Origin of the sequence: Streptomyces sp. NBC_01689, from assembly GCF_036250675.1 — a bacterium.
Lineage (GTDB): Bacteria > Actinomycetota > Actinomycetes > Streptomycetales > Streptomycetaceae > Streptomyces.
The window spans coordinates 9,101,073-9,121,387 of the sequence record NZ_CP109592.1; the positions used below are offsets into that span (position 1 = coordinate 9,101,073).

Here is a 20,315-nt window from a genome sequence, read left to right on the forward strand (position 1 = left end):
CGTGACGTCGGTAGGCGTTGCGGGTGGGGCGCACGGACACGGCGGCCCGCGGCGCGGTGGGGCAGGGCCCGCCCGGTGCTTCAGCCCGGGCAGGCCCCGTCCCTCCGTGGGGAGTTCAGCGCTTGAGCGTGAAGGTGAAGTCCCCGGAGACCTTGCCGCTGAGCCGGACCGCCGAGACGAGTCGCCCTTCCGCGAGGAGTCTCCCGGCCTCGGCTCGCGAAAGGCCGCAGCCTTCGGCGATCAGTCGCACCGGTCGGACAGGAATCCGTGCCGCGAAGCGGACCGCGACATCGACCACGTCGCCGTCCAGGTCGTCCGAACCGCCGGTGTCGAGGCGCCAGGCGCCGTCCCAGTCGAGGGCGATGCGATTGCGCCGCCGCACGGCCGGATCCTGGAGCAACTCGGCGGCCAGGACGGCACTGTTGGCATGGAGCCGGTCCAGCAGCTCCGGCGGTACGGAGCGGACGTTCATCCGCTCCAGGATCGTGAGCTTCGCCGTTTCCCCGCAGGCCGTGCACAGCACGAGGAGCCAGGCGTCGATGAGCTTGTGATGGGCGTTGACGCGGAATTTCCCGTTCGCGCGGAAGTGCTCGGAAGAGCACGTGTGGCAACGACGGCGAACGAGGGGCAGGCAGGTGGGAGCGACCACCCAGGTGTTGAGCACAGAGGTACACCGATTCCAGTGAGAGGACCGCAGCAAGAAGCAGCGCGGCGCACAGGTGCGACGCGCGACAGATCAGCGCTCGGGGGGTCTCACACGGTGTACAACGGCACGTCCTTTCCCGGACGACTCGGCTCGGCAGCACGGTAGTGGCGCACCTGAGCGCGGTTCCACCGAATTTCGGTGGCGCCGCTTTCGTGACCCTTGTGCGTATCGGGCCGGGCGATGCCTACACGTCATGCATCGGCGCGGGCTTCTCCAGCAGGGTGAACGACTTGGGCGCGCCGGCCGGCTGGGGTTTGCCCTCCTTGTGGCCGACGACCCGGTAACCGGCGTTCAGGTAGTACGCGTTGAGGCGCGTGTTGCCGGCCAGGCAGTCCAGCCGCACCCAGGACCGCCCCGCCGCGGCCACCCGGCGCTCGGCGGCCCGGAGCAGCAGCCGCCCCGTCCCCGGCGGGGCACAACTCCGGTCCACCATCAGGCGGTGGACGTAACCGGCCACGGGGAGCTGTGGCCCCCAGGCGTCCTCGTCCGTCCACCACAGCTCCCAGGCGCCGGCCAGGCGGCCGCCGGAATCCGCGAGCCAGACCTCCCCGCTCGTCATGGTCCGGCGGAAGTGGTCCTCGTCCAGTTCGCCAGGGCGCCACTGACCCGTGATGCCGTGGGCGAGCATCCACCGTGCGGCATCGTCACGCAGACGAACGAGGGAGGGCAGGTCGGTGTCGGCGGCGAGGCGGAAACGGAGCACGGTCACCCGGCGATCTTCACATGGAGGTGAACCGCTCGGCGATGCCGCGTCGTGGTCGGCCCGGGTGGTGGGTGATCCGCCTACGGGCGTCCTTGAGCACGCGTCGGGCCGCGAGCCGGCCTGACGTGGCGTTGGTGCCCGCACCTGGCCAGGTGGACGCGCCGGTCAGGTACAGGCCGGGGACCGCCGTGCGGTAGCCGCTGTGCCCGTACATCGGGCGGAAGACGAAGTTCTGCGCGAGGTGGTGGCTCCCCGCGACGCTGTCGCCGCCGACGAGGTTCGGGTCGGCCGCTTCGAGGTCCTCGGGGGAGTACGCGGTCAGCCCGGCGATCCGGGACCGGGCGCCGGGTGCGTACCGCTCCAGTTTGGCGAGGACCCGGTCGGTCATCGCCTCGACGACCTCGGACCAGCCGGTGCCGTGGATCGTACCGGCCGCGTCACCCCGTACGGCCGACGGCATCGTACGGACCTGGATCCACACGACGTGGCGGCCTGCCGGGGCCCGCGTCGGGTCCACCGCGGAGGTCTGCCCGACGATCAGCAGGGGTTCCACGGGGAGAAGCCCGGCCTGTGATTCGGCGTAGGTTCGCGCCAAGTCGTCGACGTACGGCGCCACATGGACGTAGGCGAAGCCCGCCGGCTCGTCTCCCGCCTCCCAGGGCAGAGGGCCGTCGAGGGCGAGGTGGAGCATCAGGGTGCCGGGCCCGTACCGGTAGTGGGACGCCTTGCGGCGCACCCGGGCGGGCACTTGATCGGGGTCCAGGAGCCGTCGATAGAGGGCCGTGGGTCCCACGTCCGCGATCACCGCGCGGCGGGCCGTGAGGACGTCCCCCGTGGTGTCGCGGACGCCCGCGGCCCGTCCGTCGCGGCAGACCATGCGGTCCACCTCGACACCGGTGCGGACCTCGCCGCCGTACGCGGTCAGTACGTCGGCGAGCGCTCGCGGGAGGAGCTGTGCGCCGCCTTCGACCACGGACATGCCGTTCTCCATGTCCGCGAAGAGTTCGAGGAGCGGGAACATCGCCCCGCCCGCGACGTCCGGTGCGAAGTCCAGGTGCATGCCCCAACAGGCGGCCATCGCCCGCGCCTCCGGCGTGCTGAACCAGGTCTCGCCCAGTTCCCGGGTGCTCATCAGCAGGGTGTGGGCCAGTTCGGCCGCACCGCTCGCCCCGTGATGGCGCAGCAGGCCCAGCACCTGGCGGCCGGCTGCCGCGGAGGGCATCGCGGACCCGTAGAGCCCGAACAGGTACGGCGCGAACTTACGGTACTCCTCGTAGAGTTCCGCGAAACCCTCGGCGTCACCGGCGTCGTGTGCCGCCAACTGCCCGAGGGTGCGCGCGTAGTCGTGATGGACCGCGAGGCTCCGGCCGTCCGGGAACACGTTGGCGTAGGGGCGGTCGGTGCTCCGGAACCGCAGCCCGCGCCGTGTCAGCTCGTCCGCGAAGTCGGCGTACGCTCGCGATCCGAGGAAGAGGTTCTGGTTGGTGGAGTAGAGGTCGTGCACGAACCCGGGCAGCGTGACCTCACCGCTCGCGATCGCTCCACCCACCGCGGCCCCGCGCTCGACCACGGCGACCGACCACCCGGCCCGTGCCAGGTACAGGGCGGCGACCAGGCCGTTGTGGCCGGCACCGACCACGACCGCGTCGTAGATATCCGTGGAGGTCATCGCCCGGGCCTCCCGCCCGTCGGAGGAGCGACGGCTGTCGACGACACGTTCGGCGGAGATGCCTGTCATCCATGGTAGTCACCCGCTGCCGGACGGGCCGGACGGCGAACGGGACGAACCGGAGCTGGCGGTCGATACCTGTGAGAGGCACCCGCGACCCGGACATGTATCGAATCTGCGTTCGGATTGGTGGTCGCGCAGGACACGTACGCGTTCAGACCGTGGGAGCGCGCAGGTCGGGAACGGGCTGGTTGTCCGGAGCGGGCCGACCGGGGGTGGGACAGCCGGGCTCGGGCCGGCCCGGAGCGGGGTGTTCGGGCGCGTGGGTGTGTTCGGCCCAGATGGTCTTGCCGTGGTGGCCGTGGCGTGTTCCCCAGCGCTCGGCGAGCTGGGCGACGATGAACAGCCCGCGACCGTTCTCGTCGAAGGTGCGGGCCCGGCGCAGGTGCGGCGACGTGCTGCTGCCGTCGGCGACCTCGCAGACCAGGCTGCCGGCGTGGTGGATCAGACGCAGTTGAATGGGCGGCTGGGCGTGGCGGATGGCATTGGTGACCAGCTCGCTGACGATGAGTTCGGTGGTGGGGGCGGCGTCCGTGAGACCCCAGGAGTCCAGCTTCTCCGCGATGTGGGTACGGGCGTAGGAGACGGCGGCCGGGTCGGCCGGCAGGTCCCAGGTGGCGACGGTACGGGTGTCCAGGGCGTGGGTACGGACGGCGAGGACCGCCGCCTGGGCGTCAGGAGTGTCGGCCAGGGCGCTGACGGCGGACCGGCAGGTGGCGTCCAGGGAGGTCCGCGGCCTGGCGAGCGCGCCGAGCAGCTCGCGGCCGGCGGATCTCCGCGCGCTGGTGCCGGTGTGAGTGTACAGCAGGAGCAGGCTTCCCTCGGGGAGATCGGTCTCCGTGGTCTCGAAGGGCAGGTCCGCCTGTCCCAGCGACGGGCCCTCGGGCAGGTCGAGGGAGGTGACCGTGCCGTCGGGCGTGACGACGGCGGGCGGGGGGCCGCCGGCGCTCGCGACGGTGCAGCTGCACGACGCGGGGTCGTATACCGCGTACAGGCACTGAGCGCTCACGGTGCCGGTGGTCCGGGGCTCCCGGCCGGGGCGGACGTCGGGGCGCAGCCGGGTGAGGACGTCGGCGAGGTGCGTGAGGAGTTCGTCCGGCTGCAGATCGACGTCGGCCAGAGTGCGTACGGCGGCCCGGAGCTCGGAGGCGGTGGCGGTGGCGTCCGGTCCGGTCACCGCACCGGCGACGAGTCCGACGCGGGCGCCGGACAGCGGGATGGCGTCGAGCCACTGGGCGCGGGCGCCGAGCCGCCCGGATCCGGTGACGCACTGCCCGGCCAGCTCCACCACCGCGGGCTGCGGGAGCGCGGCGGGCAGGATCGAGCGGGGCGGGACCGTCATGGCGTGCGGAGTGCCGGGGGCACCGCAGTCCTGGCCGGCGGGCGGGGCCTCCGGACAGGACTGCTGCCGGGCGGGTCGGGTCCCGCCGGTCGGCCGGTTCGGGCGTGCCCGGTGGACCACGAGGCCCAGGGCGACGGACAGGGCGACCGCGGTGATCACGACCGTCCGGCCGCCCGCCGACACACCGTGGATGGCGAAGCCGTAGGTGGCGATGCTGGCGGCCAGCGTGGCGAGGCCGATGACCAGGGAGCGCCGCATGGGCAGGAGCGCGGCGGCGGTGACGGGGAGGAGCACGGAGAATCCCGACCAGCGGACGAGGCCGCCCGCGGACTCCTCCAGCTGCACGGCGCACGACGCGACGAGATAGACGACGAGCAGCATACAGAGCCACCTGTTGAGTCGCGTGGCAGTCATCGTCGTCATCACCTCTCCATGGATTCCACATCGTTTGGGGAGTACCGGACGAGTCACGGGCCGGCCTCCGTCACGTGGTGCGGCCGGGACGGTTGTGGACCCTGACCGGAGCCGGGAACGGGGGTGCGCCGGATGGCCACCAGGGCGAGATCGTCCTCCAGGCGGCCGCCCGCGTGGACGTCGACGTCGTCGTTGATGCGCCGCAGCAGTCCGCGCGGGCACTGCCACGGCCAGTCGGCGGCCCGTTCGAGGATCGGATAGAAGCCGCCTCCGGTGTCGCGGGCCTCGATGACGCCGTCCGTGTAGAGCAGCAGTGTGTCCGCCGGTCCGAAGGCGAAGGTCTCCACGGGATAGGCGTCGGGAGAGGTTCCGGCCAGCCCCAGGGGCGGTGCGGGACGCGGTACGGACAGGGTGGTCACCTCGCCGCGGCCGCCGCGCAGGGGCGACGGGTGCCCGCAGCTGACGACATGGACGAGGGGCGATTCGTCGGGGATCTCGACGAGCAGCGCGGTGATGAAACGTTCGCCGCTCTCGGGATCACTGTCGGTGAGCTGCGCCAGATGCCTGCGGACACTGCTCTCCAGGGCGGCCGCCAGTCCGGGAAGCGCGGCGTGCCGGTGGGCCGCCTCCCGGAAGGCACCGAGCAGGGCGGAGGCGTCCTCGACGGCGGGCAGTCCCTTGCCGCGGACGTCGCCGATGAGGAAGCGGGTCGCGTGGTCGGTCCGGGCGGCGGCGTACAGGTCACCACCCACCAGGGCGTGCTCCGCCGCCGCCCGGTACGTGCACGCGACCCGCAGCGGACCCATCCGCGCGGGCAGCGGGCGCAGCACGACCCGCTGGGCCACCTCGGCCACCGCCCGTACCTGGGTCAGTTCCCTCAGATCGCGGTCGTGCAGGGTCCGGGCGGAGACGACGAAGACGGACACCACCAGCAGGGCCGCGATGTGGATCGGCAGGAGAGGCGAGTGCAGCAGGCCGTCATGGCGGTCGACGACGAACACCGCGGCGCTGGCGGCCAGAGCGGTGGCCGTGGTGAAGCGGGCGCCGGCGAACGCCGCCGTGGAGGTCGGGGCGGCGACCAGGAGGGGTGACAGGTGGACGGCCATGGGAGCGAAGGTGGCGGCCAGGGTGATGGAGGTGATCAGCGCGACCGGGACCGCCGACCGGCGGAGGAGGCCACCTGACCGCGGTCCGCCGTGTACGAAGGGGGTGTGCCACGGATCCCGCGTCCGGCCACCGCCGGCACACCACCCGGCGAGCGGGTGTTTCCGCCCGCCCGCGCCGGCTCGGGTGAGCGGAAGAGGCGAACGGATCATGGGGGCCGCCCCGGGAGAGGAGGTGATGGGTCCTGACACTTCGAGCATCCGTCCGAGCGGGCGCGGGCACATCGGTGCCGTTCCGCACCCCGCGTGCGGAGGACCCCCGTAGGCGAATCCGTGGGTACCACGGCCCCGGCTGCGCCCTGCCCGTACACCTTCCTGCGGGTTTCCCGCACACGGGTGGACAGCGGCTGCCTGACCGCGGGAGGGGATCTACCGTTGCAGCTATGGACGACCCCAGCTCCGCGCCGTCCCGGCAAGCGCCCCGGGAGGCGACCGCGCCGTCCCGGGAAACGCCTCGGGAGGTGACCGTCGTACTCGCCGACGATCATCTGGTGGTCCGGGCCGGCATGAGGCTGCTCCTGGCCCAGGACCCGGCTTTCCGGATCGTCGCCGAGAGCGCCACCGTGCCCGACACCCTCGAAGCCGTGCGCCGGACCCGTCCGCGGGTGCTGGTCCTGGATCTGACCATGGCCGGTACGTCGAGCCTGCCCGTGATCCCCGCGTTGCTCGCCGCTTCTCCCGACACCCGGATCCTGGTCCTCACGATGCAGGAGGATCCGGCGTTCGCCCGGGAGGCCCTGCGCACCGGAGCGGCCGGATACCTGCTCAAAGAGGCGGCCGCCGAGGAGCTGCGGGCCGCCGCGCACCAGGTCGCCGACGGTGCGACCTATGTGCAGCCGGTGCTGGGCGCGAGGCTCGCGGTGGAGACGCCGGGATCCGCCGACCAGGAGTCGCTGACCACACGCGAGGCCGAGGTGCTGTCGCTGCTGGCGCTGGGCCACACCAACCAGGAGATCGCTCGGCAGCTCTACGTCTCGGTCCGGACCGTGGAGTCCCATCGTGCCCGTATCCGGGACAAGCTCGGCAAGGACAGCCGTGCGGAGCTCATCGCCGCGGCCCGCGAGCGCGGCCTGGTGGCATGAGCGGACCGCGTCAGGCGCGCTGGGGCCTCGCCCTCCAGGCGGCCGGAACCTGTCTGCTCGCGGTCGCGGTGGTCCTGGAGGTCACCGACCAGCCGCTGCCGTCCGAACTGGCGCTCTCCCTCGCCGCGGCGACCCCGTTCCTCGGGGCCGCACCGCTCTACACCGCGGGACGCCGGACCTGGATGGTGGTGGCCGGTGCCATCGCGCTCATGCTCGCCGTGGCCAGCCTGGTCCGGATCACCGAGCAGCCGCTGCTCAACGCGCTCCATGTGCTCCCGCTCCTCCTGGTCGCGTACACGGCTTCCACGATGCGCAGCGCGACCCACCGTGACCGGGGGCTCCAGCGGGAACGCGTCCGCGCCCGCCACGACGGCGCGGAGCGCGAACGGCGCCGCTGGGCCCGCGAACTCCACGACGACACCCTCCAGGAACTCGGCGCCGTGCAGGTGGTGCTCTCCTCGGCCGCCGCCGACGGACGGCCGGAGGCGATGCGGGGCGCGATCGAGCAGGCACGCGCCCTGGTCGGCAACCAGATCACGTCGCTGCGCCACCTGATCACCGATCTGCGTCCCCTGGTCCTGGACGAACTGGGGCTGCGCGCGGCTCTGGAAGCCCTGTGCCGGCGCACCTCGGAGACCTTCGGAATCCGTGTCGAGCTGCGGATCGATCCTGAACAGGCCGACATCAGTGACCGGCTGGCCCCGGAAGTGCAGGCCCACGTGTACCGGATCGTGCAGGAGGCACTGACCAACGCGGTGAAACACGCCGACCCCACCCGGATCACGGTCGGTGTGGAGGCCGACCGACATGTCATGACGGTGACCGTGGCCGACGACGGACGGGGAATGCCGCAGGCCCCGGACGCCAGGCGCTGGCCGGCCCGGCGCGCGGCGTTGCTCCCGGTTTCCACCGTACGGGGGGTGGGGCTCTCCGCCATGCACGAGCGTGCGGACCTCATCGACGCCGAGCTCACGATCCGCAGCGTGCCGGGAGGAGGTACGGCGGTCGTCCTGAGCGTCCCCGAGTGAGGGAGCGGGACTGAGTGCCCGTGGCCGTGTGGCGCCGAGCCGACGTCTGGTGACCGCGTGCGCAACTGCACCGCCCGGGGCGGGGGTTGTGGGCGACTGGTGGCCGGTCGGCGTCTCGTCCGGCGTCCTGGTCGGCGGGCGACCGTCGCGTGCCCAGCGGTGCGGGGAGTTCTTACGAGAGGCTGACGCGGCGGCCGAACGCCTCCTGTCCCACCCTCCGCGTGGGCAACTCTGGCTCTGCCCGCCGCCGGCGTGGGTGGCGGCCGAGTCCGAGGAGCGACACATGAGCAGGCACGACAGGCGCAGGTCGACGCTGCGGTTCCGGCTGACCGTGGGCGCGGCCGGAGTCCTCGCCGCGGCGGCCGCCGCCGCGTCGGTGACCGTCGCCTCGGCGGGGGAGACCCGTCCACGGGGGGACACCGCCAAGGCCGATCATGCCGTCTTCGTCCAGGGTGACGAACTGGACGGCAACACCATCCACGTCTTCGAGCGGGGCGAGGGCGGTCGGCTGACGGCCGCGGGCCGCTACGCGACCGGGGGCAGGGGCGGCGACCAGGTCGACGCCCCCACCGACTCACTCGCCTCGCAGGGTTCGCTCGTCTACGACCAGCGCTCGGGGCGGCTTCTGGCCGTCAACGCGGGAAGCGGCACCGTGACCTCGTTCCGGGTGCGTGGCCAGAAACTGAGTGACCGTCAAGTCGTGTGGTCGGGCGGGGACTTCCCCTCGTCCCTCGCGGTGTCGGGCGGGCTCGCCTACGTCCTGAACGCGGGCGGCGCGGGCAGCGTCCAGGGTTTCCGGATCACGGCCAGAGGGCTCGAACCGCTGCGGGGGTCGCACCGCTCCCTCGGGCTGGACAACAAGAAGGTGCCCCTGTTCTCGAGTTCGCCGGGCCAGGTCGCGTTCACGCCGGGCGGCGGCCAGTTGGTCGTCACCACCAAGTCCGCGAACACCATCGAGGTCTTCCCCGTCGGGCGGGACGGGCGCCCCGCTCGCCGGGCGGTGATCAACGACTCGGCCGGAGGCGTGCCGTTCGCCGTCACCTTCGACCGGTCCGGCCGCATGCTGGTGGCCGAGGCGAAGGACTCCACGGTCACCACGTACAAGGTGCGCGCCGACGGCGCGCTCGCCGTCCTCCAGAAACCTCTGCCGAACGGACAGAAGACACTGTGCTGGCTGGAGCGCGCGGGTGACTTCTTCTACGGGGGCAACACGGGAAGTTCGACCGTCACCGGTTACCGCACCGACCGCCACGGCGCACTGTCGTTGACCGACGCGAGCGGCGTCGCCACCCCGCCGTCGGCCGCGTCCCAGGGCGTCATCGACGTGGCGGTGACCACGGACGAGCGCTTCCTCTATGTGCAGAACGCGACGTCCGGCACGGTCGACGGGTTCCGGGTGGGCGAGAACGGCTCTCTGACCAAGGTGACCACGGTCACCGGGCTTCCCTCCTTCGCCGAATCCGGCATGGAGGGCATTGTCGCGGTGTAAGGAAAGCGGCCGCCGCGACGATGGGCGCCCCGGGCACCTTTGCCCGGGGCACCGGGCCGTACCCGCTTTCTCCCGGCCCTGTGCATGGCCTCTCCGTGGCCCTTTCACGGACTTCGTCGGGGCATGTCTCGCGGCCCTGTGGGTGGCCGTGCCGGTGGCGCGACGGTCGGTCCCGGCCGCTACAGCAGCAGCACGACGGCGGCGCCGACGCCTCCGAGGAGCAGGGCGACCACGGCTTCGGGCCAGCCACCACGGCCCCAGCGGAACGGGCGGTCCAGAGCCAGCCTGCCCGGGCCGGTGGCGGCGACGCCGAGCGCCACGACCGCGATGCTCACGTTGTATTCCAGACCGCCCTCGGTCACCCACACCCCGTGGGCGGCGGTGACGGTCACCATGGCGTTGATCATCACGCCGATCATGGCCCCGGCGGCGAGGGGGGTGAACAGACCCATTGCGAAGCCGAGGCCGCCGAGGAGTTCGGAGCCGCCACCGATCACGGCGTAGACCTTGCCCGGCCGGTAGTCGAGTGAGTCGAGCGCCTTCGCCGTCGCGTTCAGTCCGTCACCACCGAAGATCCCGAAGAGTTTCTGGGCGCCGTGCCCCGCCAGCAACAGGCCGAACGTGAGCCTGATCAGCAACAGGCCGCAGTCGCCCGCCGAGACGGCTCTCCGTGCCGGAGCGTCGGCCGCGGGATCGGGAGAAGCGCGTAGGCGCCGGGGTATGGAGTTCACGGGGACTCTTCTCCGCTCCGCGGTCCGCGGCGGGAGGCGGCTGACCTTCGAGGGGCCGGCGGAGCTCGTTGTCCGGTCGTCGTGACGCCATGGGAACGGCGTACGGGGAAGTCCGCGCCACGGCCACGCACGGGCCACGCACGGTCACCATGTCCGGCGTCCGTCCGGGGCGCGCCGCCTGGTGTGTTCGTCGTGCGCCCATGGCTCTGTGCTTCCATCCTTACTCCACTCCGCCTCACACGGTCGGTCGGCCGGTGGGCAACGGCGCATCCGGTTCCGGACCGGTCCCCGAACGGTCCCGGACAGTGATGCCCGGTCGCGCAGCGGCACGGCCATGCGGGACGGAAGGCGGGATGGAAGATGGGTAGGACGGGACGCCTCGGGCGGCGCCATGTGCGGTGAGGCCGGGGCTCCGTCGACGCGGTGGAGGGCATCTCACCCGGGCGTGTGGTTTGCGCGGCGGTGAGGGCGCGTGCGGGCATGGCGGCGGTTCCTGCCGGAGAGAACGAGGACATGCACGAACCGGTCTCCGACGAACCGCTCCCCGTCTCCGGAAACCCGCCCGCGACCGATGTGGTCTTCACGGCGGACTTCGCCTCCACCCGCCAGTGGGTCGCCGGCCGCTCCTGGGCCTATCCCGACGGCGGTCCGGTCAATCCGGGCGACGACAAGCTCGACTACCTGGTCGAGGACGGTACGTACAGCCGTACCGGCGTTTTCCGGGCCACCCGAAGACGGGACGGCAGGTGGAACACGGGACTGCTGACGACCGAGGGCAGTGAGGAGGGCTTCGCCGTCCGCGTCGGCGACGTACTGGACGCGCGGGTGCGGTTGCCCCACGAGATCGGGGCCTGGCCGGCGATCTGGACCTGGCGGGACGGCGGCCAGGAGATCGACGTCTTCGAGTACCACCCCGACAACGCGGATCTGCTGGAGTTCTCCAACCACGTGCGCGGCAGCGGCCATTACTACACGGACGAGGCGGTGAGCCCGGGCGCGTGGATCGATCTGCGCGTGGAGTTCGGCGTACGTTCCGTGGTGTGGTGGGTCAACGACACCCAGGTGTTCGCCGACCGGCGGGGGGTGGGGCGTGCCTGGCACGCCTACCTCATCGTCAACCTCTCGGTGTGCGCCGGGCGTTACCACCCCGCGCCCACCCGTGCGACCACCGCGATGTCGTACCAGGTGGAGAGCTTGGTGGTGCGACGCACGGGGGCGGCCACGCACTGAAGGGGCGGCCCGAAGGGGTCCGCCGTCGGCGCGCCGGACGGGTCCGGCGGCGACGGGAGCGGTCAGGACAGTGGCGGCCGTTCGGAGGCGCAGGCCCGCAGAGCCCGGACGACGAGCAGGGCCACGTCGTCGTGGCCGCCGGGATCCCGCAGGGAGTGCAGGAGCACTTCGCAGGTCTCGTCCAGGGAGCGGTGCGGATCGTCGAGGAGAGTGACCAGATCGTCCATGCACGTGTCGATGGGAAGACCGCGCTTCTCGACCAGGCCGTCGGTGTACAGGACGAGTTGATCCCCACGGCCCAGAGTGAGCACGCTGGTGTGGAAGTCGCCGTTGCCCACGCCCAGCGGGGTTCCGGTGGGCAGGTCGAGCAGTTCGCGTTTCCCGTCCAGGCGCAGGAGGGCGGGCGGCAGATGGCCGGCCAGCGAGATGAGGCACCGCGTGCTGTGCGGGTCGTACACGGCGTACACGCACGTGGCGATGATGTCCTGCTCCAGGTCCTCGGTGATGCGGTCGAGGTGCTGGAGGACCTGCGCGGGGTCGAGGTCGAGGCCGGCCAGGGTGCGGGTGGCGGTACGGAGCTGCCCCATGGTGGCGGCGGCGCCGACTCCGCTGCCCATGACGTCCCCGACGACCAGAGCGGTCTTGTCGCCGCCGAGCGCGATGACGTCGAACCAGTCACCGCCGATCCCGCTGGCCGCCCTGGCCGGCTGGTACCGGGAGGCGACGGCAAGGCCGGGCCGCTGCGGCGGAGGGTGGGGGAGGAGACTGCGTTGAAGGGCGAGGACGGTGCGCCGCTGCTCCTCGAAGGCGCGGTAACGCTCGGTGACGTCCACGCTGGAGGTCACCACGCCCAGCGCCTTCCCGTTGGGCGCTTCGAGACGGTGGAACGAGATCGACCAGGCGTGTTCGTTGTCCGGGTCGGCGGGGGTGCGCCCGGAGGTGTACTGGTCCAGGACGGGCGTGCCGGTGGACAGCACCTCGTGGATGGTCGTCTCGAAGGACTCGTCCAGGTGCGGAAGCACCTCGTGCACGTGCCGGCCCAGGTGATCGGCGGCGGGGACGCCGCTCATCCGTTCCTCGGCCGCGTTGACCGAGACGTAGCGCAGATCGGTGTCCAGTACGCCGAGACCGATGGGTGACTGGGAGACGAGCCGGGCCGCCAGTGCAAGATCGCGTTCGACCTGCCGCAACGTGGCCTGGTCCGCGGCGAGCCCCAGGGCGTAGTGGTCCCCCTGCTCGTCCTGGAGCCGCATGTTGCGGAACTCCACCCGTCGTGTGCTGCCATCCTTGTGCCGGATGGGGAAGACCCCGGCCCAGCTGCCGCCGCCCTCCATGACCTGCGCGAACAGGGTGAGGACGAGGTCCCGGTTCTCGTCGTGGATCAGCAGGCGGCCGGCGAACTCACCGAGCGCCTCGTCGGCGCTGTACCCGAAGAGGTCCTCGCCCTGCGGACTCCACAGGACGATCTTTCCCTGGTCGTCGAGGAGGACGGCGGCCACGCTCAGCAGGTCGAGGAGACCACCGGACGCGGTCGGGGCGATGTCCGAGGCGTCGTAGTCGCGCTCCAACGACTCGGCTGCACCCATCCCCATCCCTCCTCACCGCATGCGGAACATCGGGTGGCTTCCGGACGCCGACGCACCCCATGGCTCGGCGGCGGGCGTCATACTTCTCCTCATCCTCTCCCTCCATGCCGAGTCCCGCAGCTATACCGGCGCAAACCCGGGAACAGGGGCATCGTGACGGGTTCGAGTGGATACCGACCAAAATACGCGTGCTCCCGTCGGCGCGGGGCCCGGTCGGGGCCGGGCGGAGCGGCCGGGCCTGTCCGGGCCCGACCGGTGTCTTCGCCATCCACGCGGCGGCGCGTCCGGCCGGGGCCACCCGGAAGGCCCATGCGGCCGCCGCGGGTGTCACGGCCGGTCCGGCGGGTTTCCGCGGCCGGACCGCCGGGACCGCCCGCCATGGCAGGGGCGGGAAAGCGCGTGTTCGGCGGCGGCTGGACCACGGACCGCAACGGCGTGGTCACCCGACGGGGCGGGGTCCGGTGCACCCGTGGACCGGCGCGCGGCGGCGGTGGAGGACGCCGGTCGCTGTGTGCCCGCGGTTGTACACCCCGGGCAGCCGACAGATGCTGTAGACATCGCCACGGGTTGGGGTGGTGCCATGAATGTCTGGAACGCGAAGGACAGTGTCTACTTCCGTGGTCCCCTCGACGTCACGCGGGCCGCCACGGCGGTCCTGGACGCCCGGGGCTGGGTCGTCGGATGGAGTCCGGCGGCCGAGGGGATGCTCGGCTACCGGTCGGACGAGATCGTCGGGCACTCCGTGGACGTGCTGTTCGCGGGCGGGCGCTCCTGGCAGCCCGGCCTGGCCGAGTGGCGCGACGCCCCCAACGTGCGCAGCAACGCCGTCGACCTGAAACACCGGGACGGCCACATCGTGCGCTCGGCGACGATGATGTCCCGCCTGTCCCACGGGGACGAGGGACCGGCCTGGGTCGTGGTCGCGGCGGAGCTGGAGGAGGTCCACGACTGGGAGGCGGGCCAGGCGATGCTGCGCGGCCTGGCCACCCAGTCGCCCATCAGCCTGACCATCTACGACACCGAACTCCGGCTGGCGTGGGCCAACACCGCGTCGGGCCGGGAGTTCGCCGAACCCGTCGAGGACGTCGTCGGAACCCTGTCGCAAGACCTGTACCCGGGGGGCGAGGTGCTGACCGAGGGGGCGCCGTCGACGCTGGAACAGGTCATGCGCGACGTGCTCGCCACCGGCGAGCCCGTCGTCGACCTGCGCTACCGGGGCCGCCCCCCGGCCGACCGCGAGCAGGACCACGTCTGGTCCTGCTCCTACTACCGGCTGCAGGACGCCCGCGGCCAGACGCTGGGCGTGTGCGAGGACGCCTTCGACGTGACCGACCGCTATCTCGCGCAGCGACGGCTGGCGCTCCTCGTACGGGCCGGATCCCACATCGGCACCACCCTCGACGTGGCGCGCACGGTCACGGAGTGCACCGAGGTCTCCGTCCCCGGGTTCGCCGACGCCGTCGTGGTGGACCTCGTGGAAGGCGTCACGGAAGGCGAGGAACCCGGCCCCGGACAGACGCGCCCGGAGCCGCTGCTGCGCATGGCCCGGCGCTCGGCCGGGGGTGTTTCCGAGGAGGGCGCCCCGGAAACACCCCCGGCCGAGCGCCGGATCACCTACGCCGAGGAGTCGCCCCAGGCCCGCAGTCTCTCCTCCGGGCTGCGCGTCCTGGAGGAGTCCGGGCCGGACGAGGAGGTCCCCCTGCCCGACGCCGAACCGTGGGCCCACTCCGTCCTGGCCGTCCCTCTCCGCGCCCGCGGCACGACCCTCGGCCTCATCACGTACCTGCGCGGTCCCGCCTGCGCCCGCTTCGACACCGACGACCTGTCGCTCGCGGAGGAACTGGCCGCCCGCACCGCCGTCTGCATCGACAACGCACGCCGCTACACACGCGAGCGCGAGGCCGCCCTCGCGCTCCAGCGCGACCTGCTGCCCCGGAACATCCCACCGCAGACGGCCGTCGAGGTGGCCCACCGCTACCTGCCCGCCCATCTGGCCGGAGTCGGCGGCGACTGGTTCGACGTCGTACCGCTCTCCGGGGCGCGGGTCGGACTGGTCGTCGGCGACGTCGTGGGCCACGGGCTGCGCGCCGCCGCCACGATGGGGCGCCTGCGCACCAGCGTCCGCGCGCTGGCACGGCTGGACTACACCCCCGACGAACTGCTCACCCGCCTCGACGACCTGGCCGAGCAGACCTCCGAGGAGCAGACGCTGGCACGTCGGGTGAGCGGCCGTCCCACCGAACCGGGACCGGACGACGATCCGGCGCTCGGCGTGACCTGCCTCTACGCCGTGTACGACCCGGTCACCGGCCGGTGCTCCGTCGCCCGGGCGGGACACCCGCCGCCGGCGGTCGTCGCGCCCGACGGCACCCTCACCTACCCCGAACTCCCCTCCGGACCGCCGCTGGGCCTCGGCGGTCTCCCCTTCGAGAGCGCGGAACTCGAACTGCCCCCGGGCAGCCTCATGGCCCTGTTCACCGACGGTCTGGTCATGGGCAGGGACCATGACATGGAGCTCGGACTCGAACGGCTCGGCCGTGTGCTGTCCGACCACGAGAAGCCGCTCGAGGAGCTGTGCGACCAGGTCATCGCCGAACTCCTCCCCGAGGGCCCGGCGGCCGACGACGCCGCCCTGCTGCTGGTCCGCACCCATGTACTGGACACGTGCGAGGTGGCCGTGTGGGAGCTGCCCCTCGACCCCGCGGCGGTCGCGCGCGCCCGCGGCCTGGCCAGTCGGCAACTGGACAGCTGGGGACTGGCCGATCTCTCCTTCACCACCGAACTGGTCGTCAGCGAACTGGTCACCAACGCGATCCACTACGCGTCCGGTCCGATCCAGCTCAGACTGATCCGCGACCGCAGCCTGCTGTGCGAGGTGTCGGACGCCGGGCACACCACCCCCCACCTCCGGCGGGCGACCAGCGAGGACGAGGGCGGGCGCGGCCTGTTCATCGTCGCGCACATGGTCCAGCGGTGGGGCACCCGTTATTCGCCGGCCGGCAAGACCATCTGGACCGAACAGAACCTCCCGTCCGCGGACGCGCCCCGGACGTACTGATCGGCCGGCGCCGGCAGCCACGCGCTCACCGGTACGCGGGACGGTGGCCCACCGCGGTCCTCCCACCCTCGACCACCAGGGCGAACTGAATTCATGCGCACACCAGTTGATGTGACAGGCTGTCCTCTGCCGTTCGTGTGCGGGGTGCCGGGACGGCCGTCGAGAGGAGCGCGGTGTGACGCAGTACGGAATCCGTTCCGAGGAGATCGACACCAGCAGGCCGCATCCTGCGCGGATCTACGACTACCTGCTCGGCGGCAAGGACCACTACGAGGCTGACCAGCGGGCCGGTGACGAACTCGCCGCCGCGGCCCCCGAGGCACGCATCGGTCTGCGGGCCAACCGCGCGTTCCTGCAACGCGCGGTCCGGTACGTCGTGGGCAGCGGTGTCCGTCAGATCCTCGACATCGGCACCGGACTGCCGACCGCGCCGAACGTGCACGAGACGGCCGAGGCGGTGGCGCCCGACGTGCGCATCGCCTACGTCGACAACGACCCGATCGTGAACGCCCACGCCGGCGCGCTGGTCAGCCGCTCCGCCCCGACCGGAGTCGTCCTCGCCGACCTGCGCGATCCGGCGGCGCTCGTGGCCCATCCCGACGTGCGCCGCGTCATCGACTTCGACGAGCCCGTCGCCCTCCTCCTCGCCGCGGTCGTCCATTTCCTCACCGACGCGGACGAGCCCGGGCGGGTCGTCGCCACGCTGCGCGACGCGCTTCCCGAGGGCAGTTTCCTGGTGCTCTCCCACGCCACGGGCGACTTCGCCGACCGCAGGGACGCGCAGGCGGTCTACAACAAGGCGAGCGCCACGCTGAACCTGCGGGACCGTGCCGAGGTCGAGCGGCTCTTCGACGGCTTCGAACTGGTCGAGCCCGGCCTCGCCCAGGTGCCGTTCTGGCGCCCGGACGGCCCGCCGCCGGAGAGGTCCGAAGAGATCGGCTTCTACGGCGGGGTGGGACGCAAGAACGCCTGAATCGCCGCTTTCCTCCCACCTCTTCACGCTGTACACCCAAGTGTCGAGCCTGACCCGGTCGGGCTCGGCACGCGCGTTTTCTGCCCCTCCCCGATGTGACGTCCTCCATTGCGCTTCGTCGGCGCAGCGGTGAGTCTCTCCCGGAACGATTCTCCGAAGAACTGTTATCCGAGGCGCACCGAGCGGTCTCCCAGGTATCGGACAGCATCGTTCGGCGTCGAGGACAGGGAAGCGTTTGATGAGCACACGGAACACGGTGGACGAGGCGGCACTGGTGACCGCCGCCCGAAGCGGCGACCCGCGGGCTCAGGACGCCCTGGTCGGTTCCTGCCTCCCCCTCGTCTACAACATCGTGGGCCGGGCCCTGAACGGTTCCGTCGACGTCGACGACGTGGTGCAGGAGACCATGCTCCGCGCCCTGGACGGGCTGGGGAGTCTGCGTTCGCCGGAGAGTTTCCGCTCGTGGCTCGTGGCGATCGCGATGAACCAGGTGCGGGCACACCGACAGGACCGGCAGGTCACCACGGGAACGCCGGAGGATCCCAGGGACTTCGCCGATCCCGGCGCCGACTTCGTGGACCTGACCCTGGTGCAGCTGCAGTTGTCCGGTCAGCGCCAGGAGACCGCGCGTGCCACCCGGTGGCTGGAGCCGGACGACCGCGGGCTGCTGTCGCTGTGGTGGCTGGAGTGCGCCGGTGAGCTGACCCGGGCCGAGGTCGCCGCCGCCCTGGAGGTCTCACCCCAGCACGCGGCGGTCCGGGTCCAGCGGATGAAGGCACAACTGGAGGCGGCGCGTGTCGTCGTGCGGGCGCTCGACGCGCGGCCGCCGTGCGGGGAACTGCGCGGTGTCCTCGCCTCGTGGGACGCCCGGCCCTCCGCGCTGTGGCGCAAGCGCATAGCGAGGCACGCCCGGGAGTGCGCCCGCTGCTCCGGCCTGTGGAGTGGACTGATGCCCGCGGAGGGACTGCTGGCCGGGCTGGCCCTCGTGTCGGCGTCCCCCGCCCTGCTGGAGCGGGTGCGCTCCGCCCACGGCGGCATGGCTCCAGCCGGCTCCGCGTCGTCGGCGCCCGGCACCTCCGACGGCTCCGGTGCCTCCGGCGGAGCGGGTACGAGGGCACGCCACCGTGCCGCCGGCCGTACGGGCACCTCCCGCGGCGAGGCCCGACGGCGCCGGCGCGTCCGGCGTCGCCGGGCGGTGGGCGGCGCCGTCGTGGCGGCCTGTGTCGCGGGCGGCGGTATCTGGTACTTCGGTACGGACTCCGGGTCCGGTGGCGGAGGGGGCAACGCCGCGCGGACCACCGACGACCACGTCGTCGGTCTGTCGGAGTCCAGCGCCTCCGCGTCCACGCCCTCGTCCACCCCGTCGGCCTCGCCGTCCGGGCTGCCCTCCGCATCGGTGTCGCCGTCGAGGAAGGCGAGCCCTTCCAGAACCCCGGCCGCCACGAAGAAGAGTGTGCCGACACCCCGGAGCTCCACCGCGTCGGCGAAGGCCCCGGCCCGCGCATCGGAGTCGGCCGCGGCGCCGACGACCACCGTCGAGCAGGTGGTCGCGCTGGTGAACAAGGAGCGCGCGGCGGCCGGGTGCGGCCCGCTCACCGAGGACGCCCAGCTGGAGAAGGCCGCGCAGGCGCACTCCGACGACATGGCCGCCCGTAACTTCTTCGAGCACACCAACCCGGACGGTGCCGACCCCGGGCAGCGCATCACCGCCGCGGGCTACCGCTGGTCCACGTACGGCGAGAACATCGCGGAGGGGCAGCAGACGCCGCAGGCGGTGATGGAGTCCTGGATGAACAGTCCCGGTCACCGCGCCAACATCCTCAACTGCTCGTTCAAGAACATCGGGGTGGGCGTTCACAAGGGCTCCGGCGGCCCTTGGTGGACACAGGACTTCGGCGCGAAGCTGTGAGGAGTCGCGTCCGCACGGGGGAACGTGTTGGGCTCACGCGCCCCGGTGTCCCGCGTATCGCGTGGGCGGTGCCGACAACCCGGCCCTGACCGCGCGGGTCCCCCGTACGCCGGACGACGAGCACCGCGCCCGTGGTGAGTTGGGCCGGATCGGCTCCACCGTACGGTGTCCGGGGCCGACCTGTCGGTGCTCGATTCCGCTGCTGGTGAACCGAGTTGAGGTGCCCGGGCCCGTGATGCGCACAACGCCGGACGGGGCTGGGTGCTGATCCGTGTCACGGCCGGCCGGGCTTCCCGCGGGTCCCGGGCTCCGACCCCGTCCCGTACCGGCCCGCCCGGGGGCCGGTGTCGGCGGCCGGGCGGGTCCGGTCCGGCCGCCGTGGGTGCCGTCTCCTCCGCGCGTCGCCGCCGGTGCGTCAGATTCGCGTGTCCGAGGCGCCTTTGCGGGGGCGTCAGATCGGCGTGCGACGGCGGTGGTGGGCCACCTGCGTCCATTCGGGTGGTGTCGAGAAACTCCCGCGTGTCCGATATGGCAGATAAAGCGATTATCGGTACGTTCTCTCATAGATCGGCTGCTTGGCCGACGTCTCAGAGATTGGGAAAGTGACATGACCACGCGCAACATTGCCGTGACGGCCGCTGCTGCGGCTGCTACGGCCCTCGTCGCCACGGGCGTCACCTACGCCTCGGCCGCCGCGGCTCCTGAGGCCGCCCCCGTCGTCAAGCAGGTTGCTCCCATGGGTGGCGACAGCGGGCAGTCGAAGGGCAACGAAGGAGGTGGCGGCGGCGGCGACCGTGGTGGCCGTGGCCACTACGAGGGCCACATCGACTTCAACGAGCGTACCTACTCCGCCCAGAGCTGGGGCTGCATCACCGTGGTGAGCGGTCTCGGTTCGCGCAGCTTCAACGTCCGCAACGACAGCCGCCGGACCGTCGAGGTCTTCCGCGGCGCGACCTGCGACAACGGTTCCCCCGTTGCCACGGTCGGCCCGTGGAGCACCAGCAACGGTGTCATGCCGTTCCGGGTCCACGGTGGTGTGAAGGTCAAGAACGGCGTCGTGGGCAGCTTCCGCGTCGTCGAGGACCACCACCGCTGGTAGTTGGAGGCGTCACCGCACCAACCGCACCGCATGGAGAACCCGGCCCGCTGCAATCGGGCCGGGTTCTCCGGCA

General features: G+C 72.1%; 15 protein-coding genes. 8 read left to right on the plus strand and 7 right to left on the minus strand.

Annotated features, from left to right (window positions below):
- Positions 1–115: 115 nt before the first annotated feature.
- From OG776_RS38955 to OG776_RS38975, 5 genes are all read right to left on the minus strand, one after another.
- Entirely contained in the window at positions 116–664 is a 549-nt protein-coding gene (locus tag OG776_RS38955; protein ID WP_148009862.1) for a DUF1062 domain-containing protein, read from the minus strand.
- Between the two features lie 226 nt (positions 665–890).
- Positions 891–1,415 (minus strand): GNAT family N-acetyltransferase, encoded by a 525-nt coding sequence (locus tag OG776_RS38960; protein ID WP_148009863.1) that lies wholly within the window; start codon positions 1,413–1,415, stop codon positions 891–893.
- A gap of 10 nt (positions 1,416–1,425) precedes the next feature.
- Entirely contained in the window at positions 1,426–3,147 is a 1,722-nt protein-coding gene (locus OG776_RS38965; RefSeq protein ID WP_148009864.1) for a phytoene desaturase family protein, read from the minus strand.
- Between the two features lie 145 nt (positions 3,148–3,292).
- Positions 3,293–4,903: an ATP-binding SpoIIE family protein phosphatase gene (locus tag OG776_RS38970; RefSeq protein ID WP_329323433.1), complete on the minus strand. Its 1,611-nt coding sequence runs from the start codon at positions 4,901–4,903 to the stop codon at positions 3,293–3,295.
- Positions 4,904–4,947: 44 nt separating this feature from the next.
- Positions 4,948–6,000, minus strand: a complete 1,053-nt coding sequence (locus tag OG776_RS38975; RefSeq protein ID WP_148009866.1) for a PP2C family protein-serine/threonine phosphatase — start codon at positions 5,998–6,000, stop codon at positions 4,948–4,950.
- Positions 6,001–6,440: 440 nt separating this feature from the next.
- Between OG776_RS38975 and OG776_RS38980 the strand changes: the two genes are divergently transcribed.
- The 3 genes from OG776_RS38980 to OG776_RS38990 all read left to right on the plus strand — a co-directional run bounded on the left by OG776_RS38980 (position 6,441) and on the right by OG776_RS38990 (position 9,656).
- Positions 6,441–7,139: a response regulator gene (locus OG776_RS38980; RefSeq protein ID WP_148009867.1), complete on the plus strand. Its 699-nt coding sequence runs from the start codon at positions 6,441–6,443 to the stop codon at positions 7,137–7,139.
- Positions 7,136–8,167 (plus strand): sensor histidine kinase, encoded by a 1,032-nt coding sequence (locus tag OG776_RS38985; RefSeq protein WP_148009868.1) that lies wholly within the window; start codon positions 7,136–7,138, stop codon positions 8,165–8,167. Before OG776_RS38980 ends, OG776_RS38985 begins: the two co-directional genes overlap by 4 nt.
- A gap of 283 nt (positions 8,168–8,450) precedes the next feature.
- Entirely contained in the window at positions 8,451–9,656 is a 1,206-nt protein-coding gene (locus OG776_RS38990; RefSeq protein WP_187285664.1) for a lactonase family protein, read from the plus strand.
- Positions 9,657–9,835: 179 nt separating this feature from the next.
- On the opposite strand, the gene OG776_RS38995 is transcribed toward OG776_RS38990, so the two are convergent.
- The gene (locus OG776_RS38995) at positions 9,836–10,378 is read right to left on the minus strand and encodes a DoxX family protein (RefSeq protein ID WP_148009877.1); all 543 of its coding nucleotides are present in this window, start codon (positions 10,376–10,378) and stop codon (positions 9,836–9,838) included.
- Positions 10,379–10,900: 522 nt separating this feature from the next.
- Between OG776_RS38995 and OG776_RS39000 the strand changes: the two genes are divergently transcribed.
- Positions 10,901–11,617, plus strand: a complete 717-nt coding sequence (locus OG776_RS39000) for a family 16 glycosylhydrolase (protein ID WP_148009869.1) — start codon at positions 10,901–10,903, stop codon at positions 11,615–11,617.
- Positions 11,618–11,679: 62 nt separating this feature from the next.
- Here the strand turns inward: OG776_RS39000 and OG776_RS39005 are convergent, their stop codons facing one another.
- On the minus strand, positions 11,680–13,203 hold the full coding sequence (locus tag OG776_RS39005) for a SpoIIE family protein phosphatase (protein WP_148009870.1): 1,524 nt from the start codon (positions 13,201–13,203) through the stop codon (positions 11,680–11,682).
- Between the two features lie 580 nt (positions 13,204–13,783).
- On the opposite strand from OG776_RS39005, the gene OG776_RS39010 reads away from it, so the two are divergent.
- The 4 genes from OG776_RS39010 (at position 13,784) to OG776_RS39025 (ending at position 20,242) form a co-directional block, all read left to right on the plus strand.
- Positions 13,784–16,261, plus strand: coding sequence for an ATP-binding SpoIIE family protein phosphatase (locus OG776_RS39010; protein ID WP_148009871.1), 2,478 nt, complete (start codon positions 13,784–13,786; stop codon positions 16,259–16,261).
- Positions 16,262–16,436: 175 nt separating this feature from the next.
- Positions 16,437–17,234, plus strand: coding sequence for an SAM-dependent methyltransferase (locus OG776_RS39015; protein ID WP_148009872.1), 798 nt, complete (start codon positions 16,437–16,439; stop codon positions 17,232–17,234).
- 238 nt (positions 17,235–17,472) lie between these two features.
- Positions 17,473–19,143: a sigma-70 family RNA polymerase sigma factor gene (locus OG776_RS39020; RefSeq protein ID WP_329323435.1), complete on the plus strand. Its 1,671-nt coding sequence runs from the start codon at positions 17,473–17,475 to the stop codon at positions 19,141–19,143.
- A gap of 607 nt (positions 19,144–19,750) precedes the next feature.
- Positions 19,751–20,242, plus strand: a complete 492-nt coding sequence (locus OG776_RS39025) for a hypothetical protein (protein ID WP_148009874.1) — start codon at positions 19,751–19,753, stop codon at positions 20,240–20,242.
- Positions 20,243–20,315: the final 73 nt, after the last annotated feature.

Bases quoted from the DNA above. Each gene is read 5' to 3' on its own strand.
- OG776_RS38965 (WP_148009864.1), bottom strand. From the start codon at position 3,147: ATGACAGGCATCTCCGCCGAACGTGTCGTCGACAGCCGTCGCTCCTCC.
- OG776_RS38975 (WP_148009866.1), bottom strand. From the start codon at position 6,000: ATGGCCGTCCACCTGTCACCCCTCCTGGTCGCCGCCCCGACCTCCACG.
- OG776_RS39005 (WP_148009870.1), bottom strand. From the start codon at position 13,203: ATGGGTGCAGCCGAGTCGTTGGAGCGCGACTACGACGCCTCGGACATC.
- OG776_RS38970 (WP_329323433.1), bottom strand. From the start codon at position 4,903: ATGACGACGATGACTGCCACGCGACTCAACAGGTGGCTCTGTATGCTG.
- OG776_RS38990 (WP_187285664.1), top strand. From the start codon at position 8,451: ATGAGCAGGCACGACAGGCGCAGGTCGACGCTGCGGTTCCGGCTGACC.
- OG776_RS39010 (WP_148009871.1), top strand. From the start codon at position 13,784: ATGAATGTCTGGAACGCGAAGGACAGTGTCTACTTCCGTGGTCCCCTC.
- OG776_RS38980 (WP_148009867.1), top strand. From the start codon at position 6,441: ATGGACGACCCCAGCTCCGCGCCGTCCCGGCAAGCGCCCCGGGAGGCG.
- OG776_RS39020 (WP_329323435.1), top strand. From the start codon at position 17,473: ATGAGCACACGGAACACGGTGGACGAGGCGGCACTGGTGACCGCCGCC.
- OG776_RS39000 (WP_148009869.1), top strand. From the start codon at position 10,901: ATGCACGAACCGGTCTCCGACGAACCGCTCCCCGTCTCCGGAAACCCG.
- OG776_RS39025 (WP_148009874.1), top strand. From the start codon at position 19,751: ATGACCACGCGCAACATTGCCGTGACGGCCGCTGCTGCGGCTGCTACG.
- OG776_RS38985 (WP_148009868.1), top strand. From the start codon at position 7,136: ATGAGCGGACCGCGTCAGGCGCGCTGGGGCCTCGCCCTCCAGGCGGCC.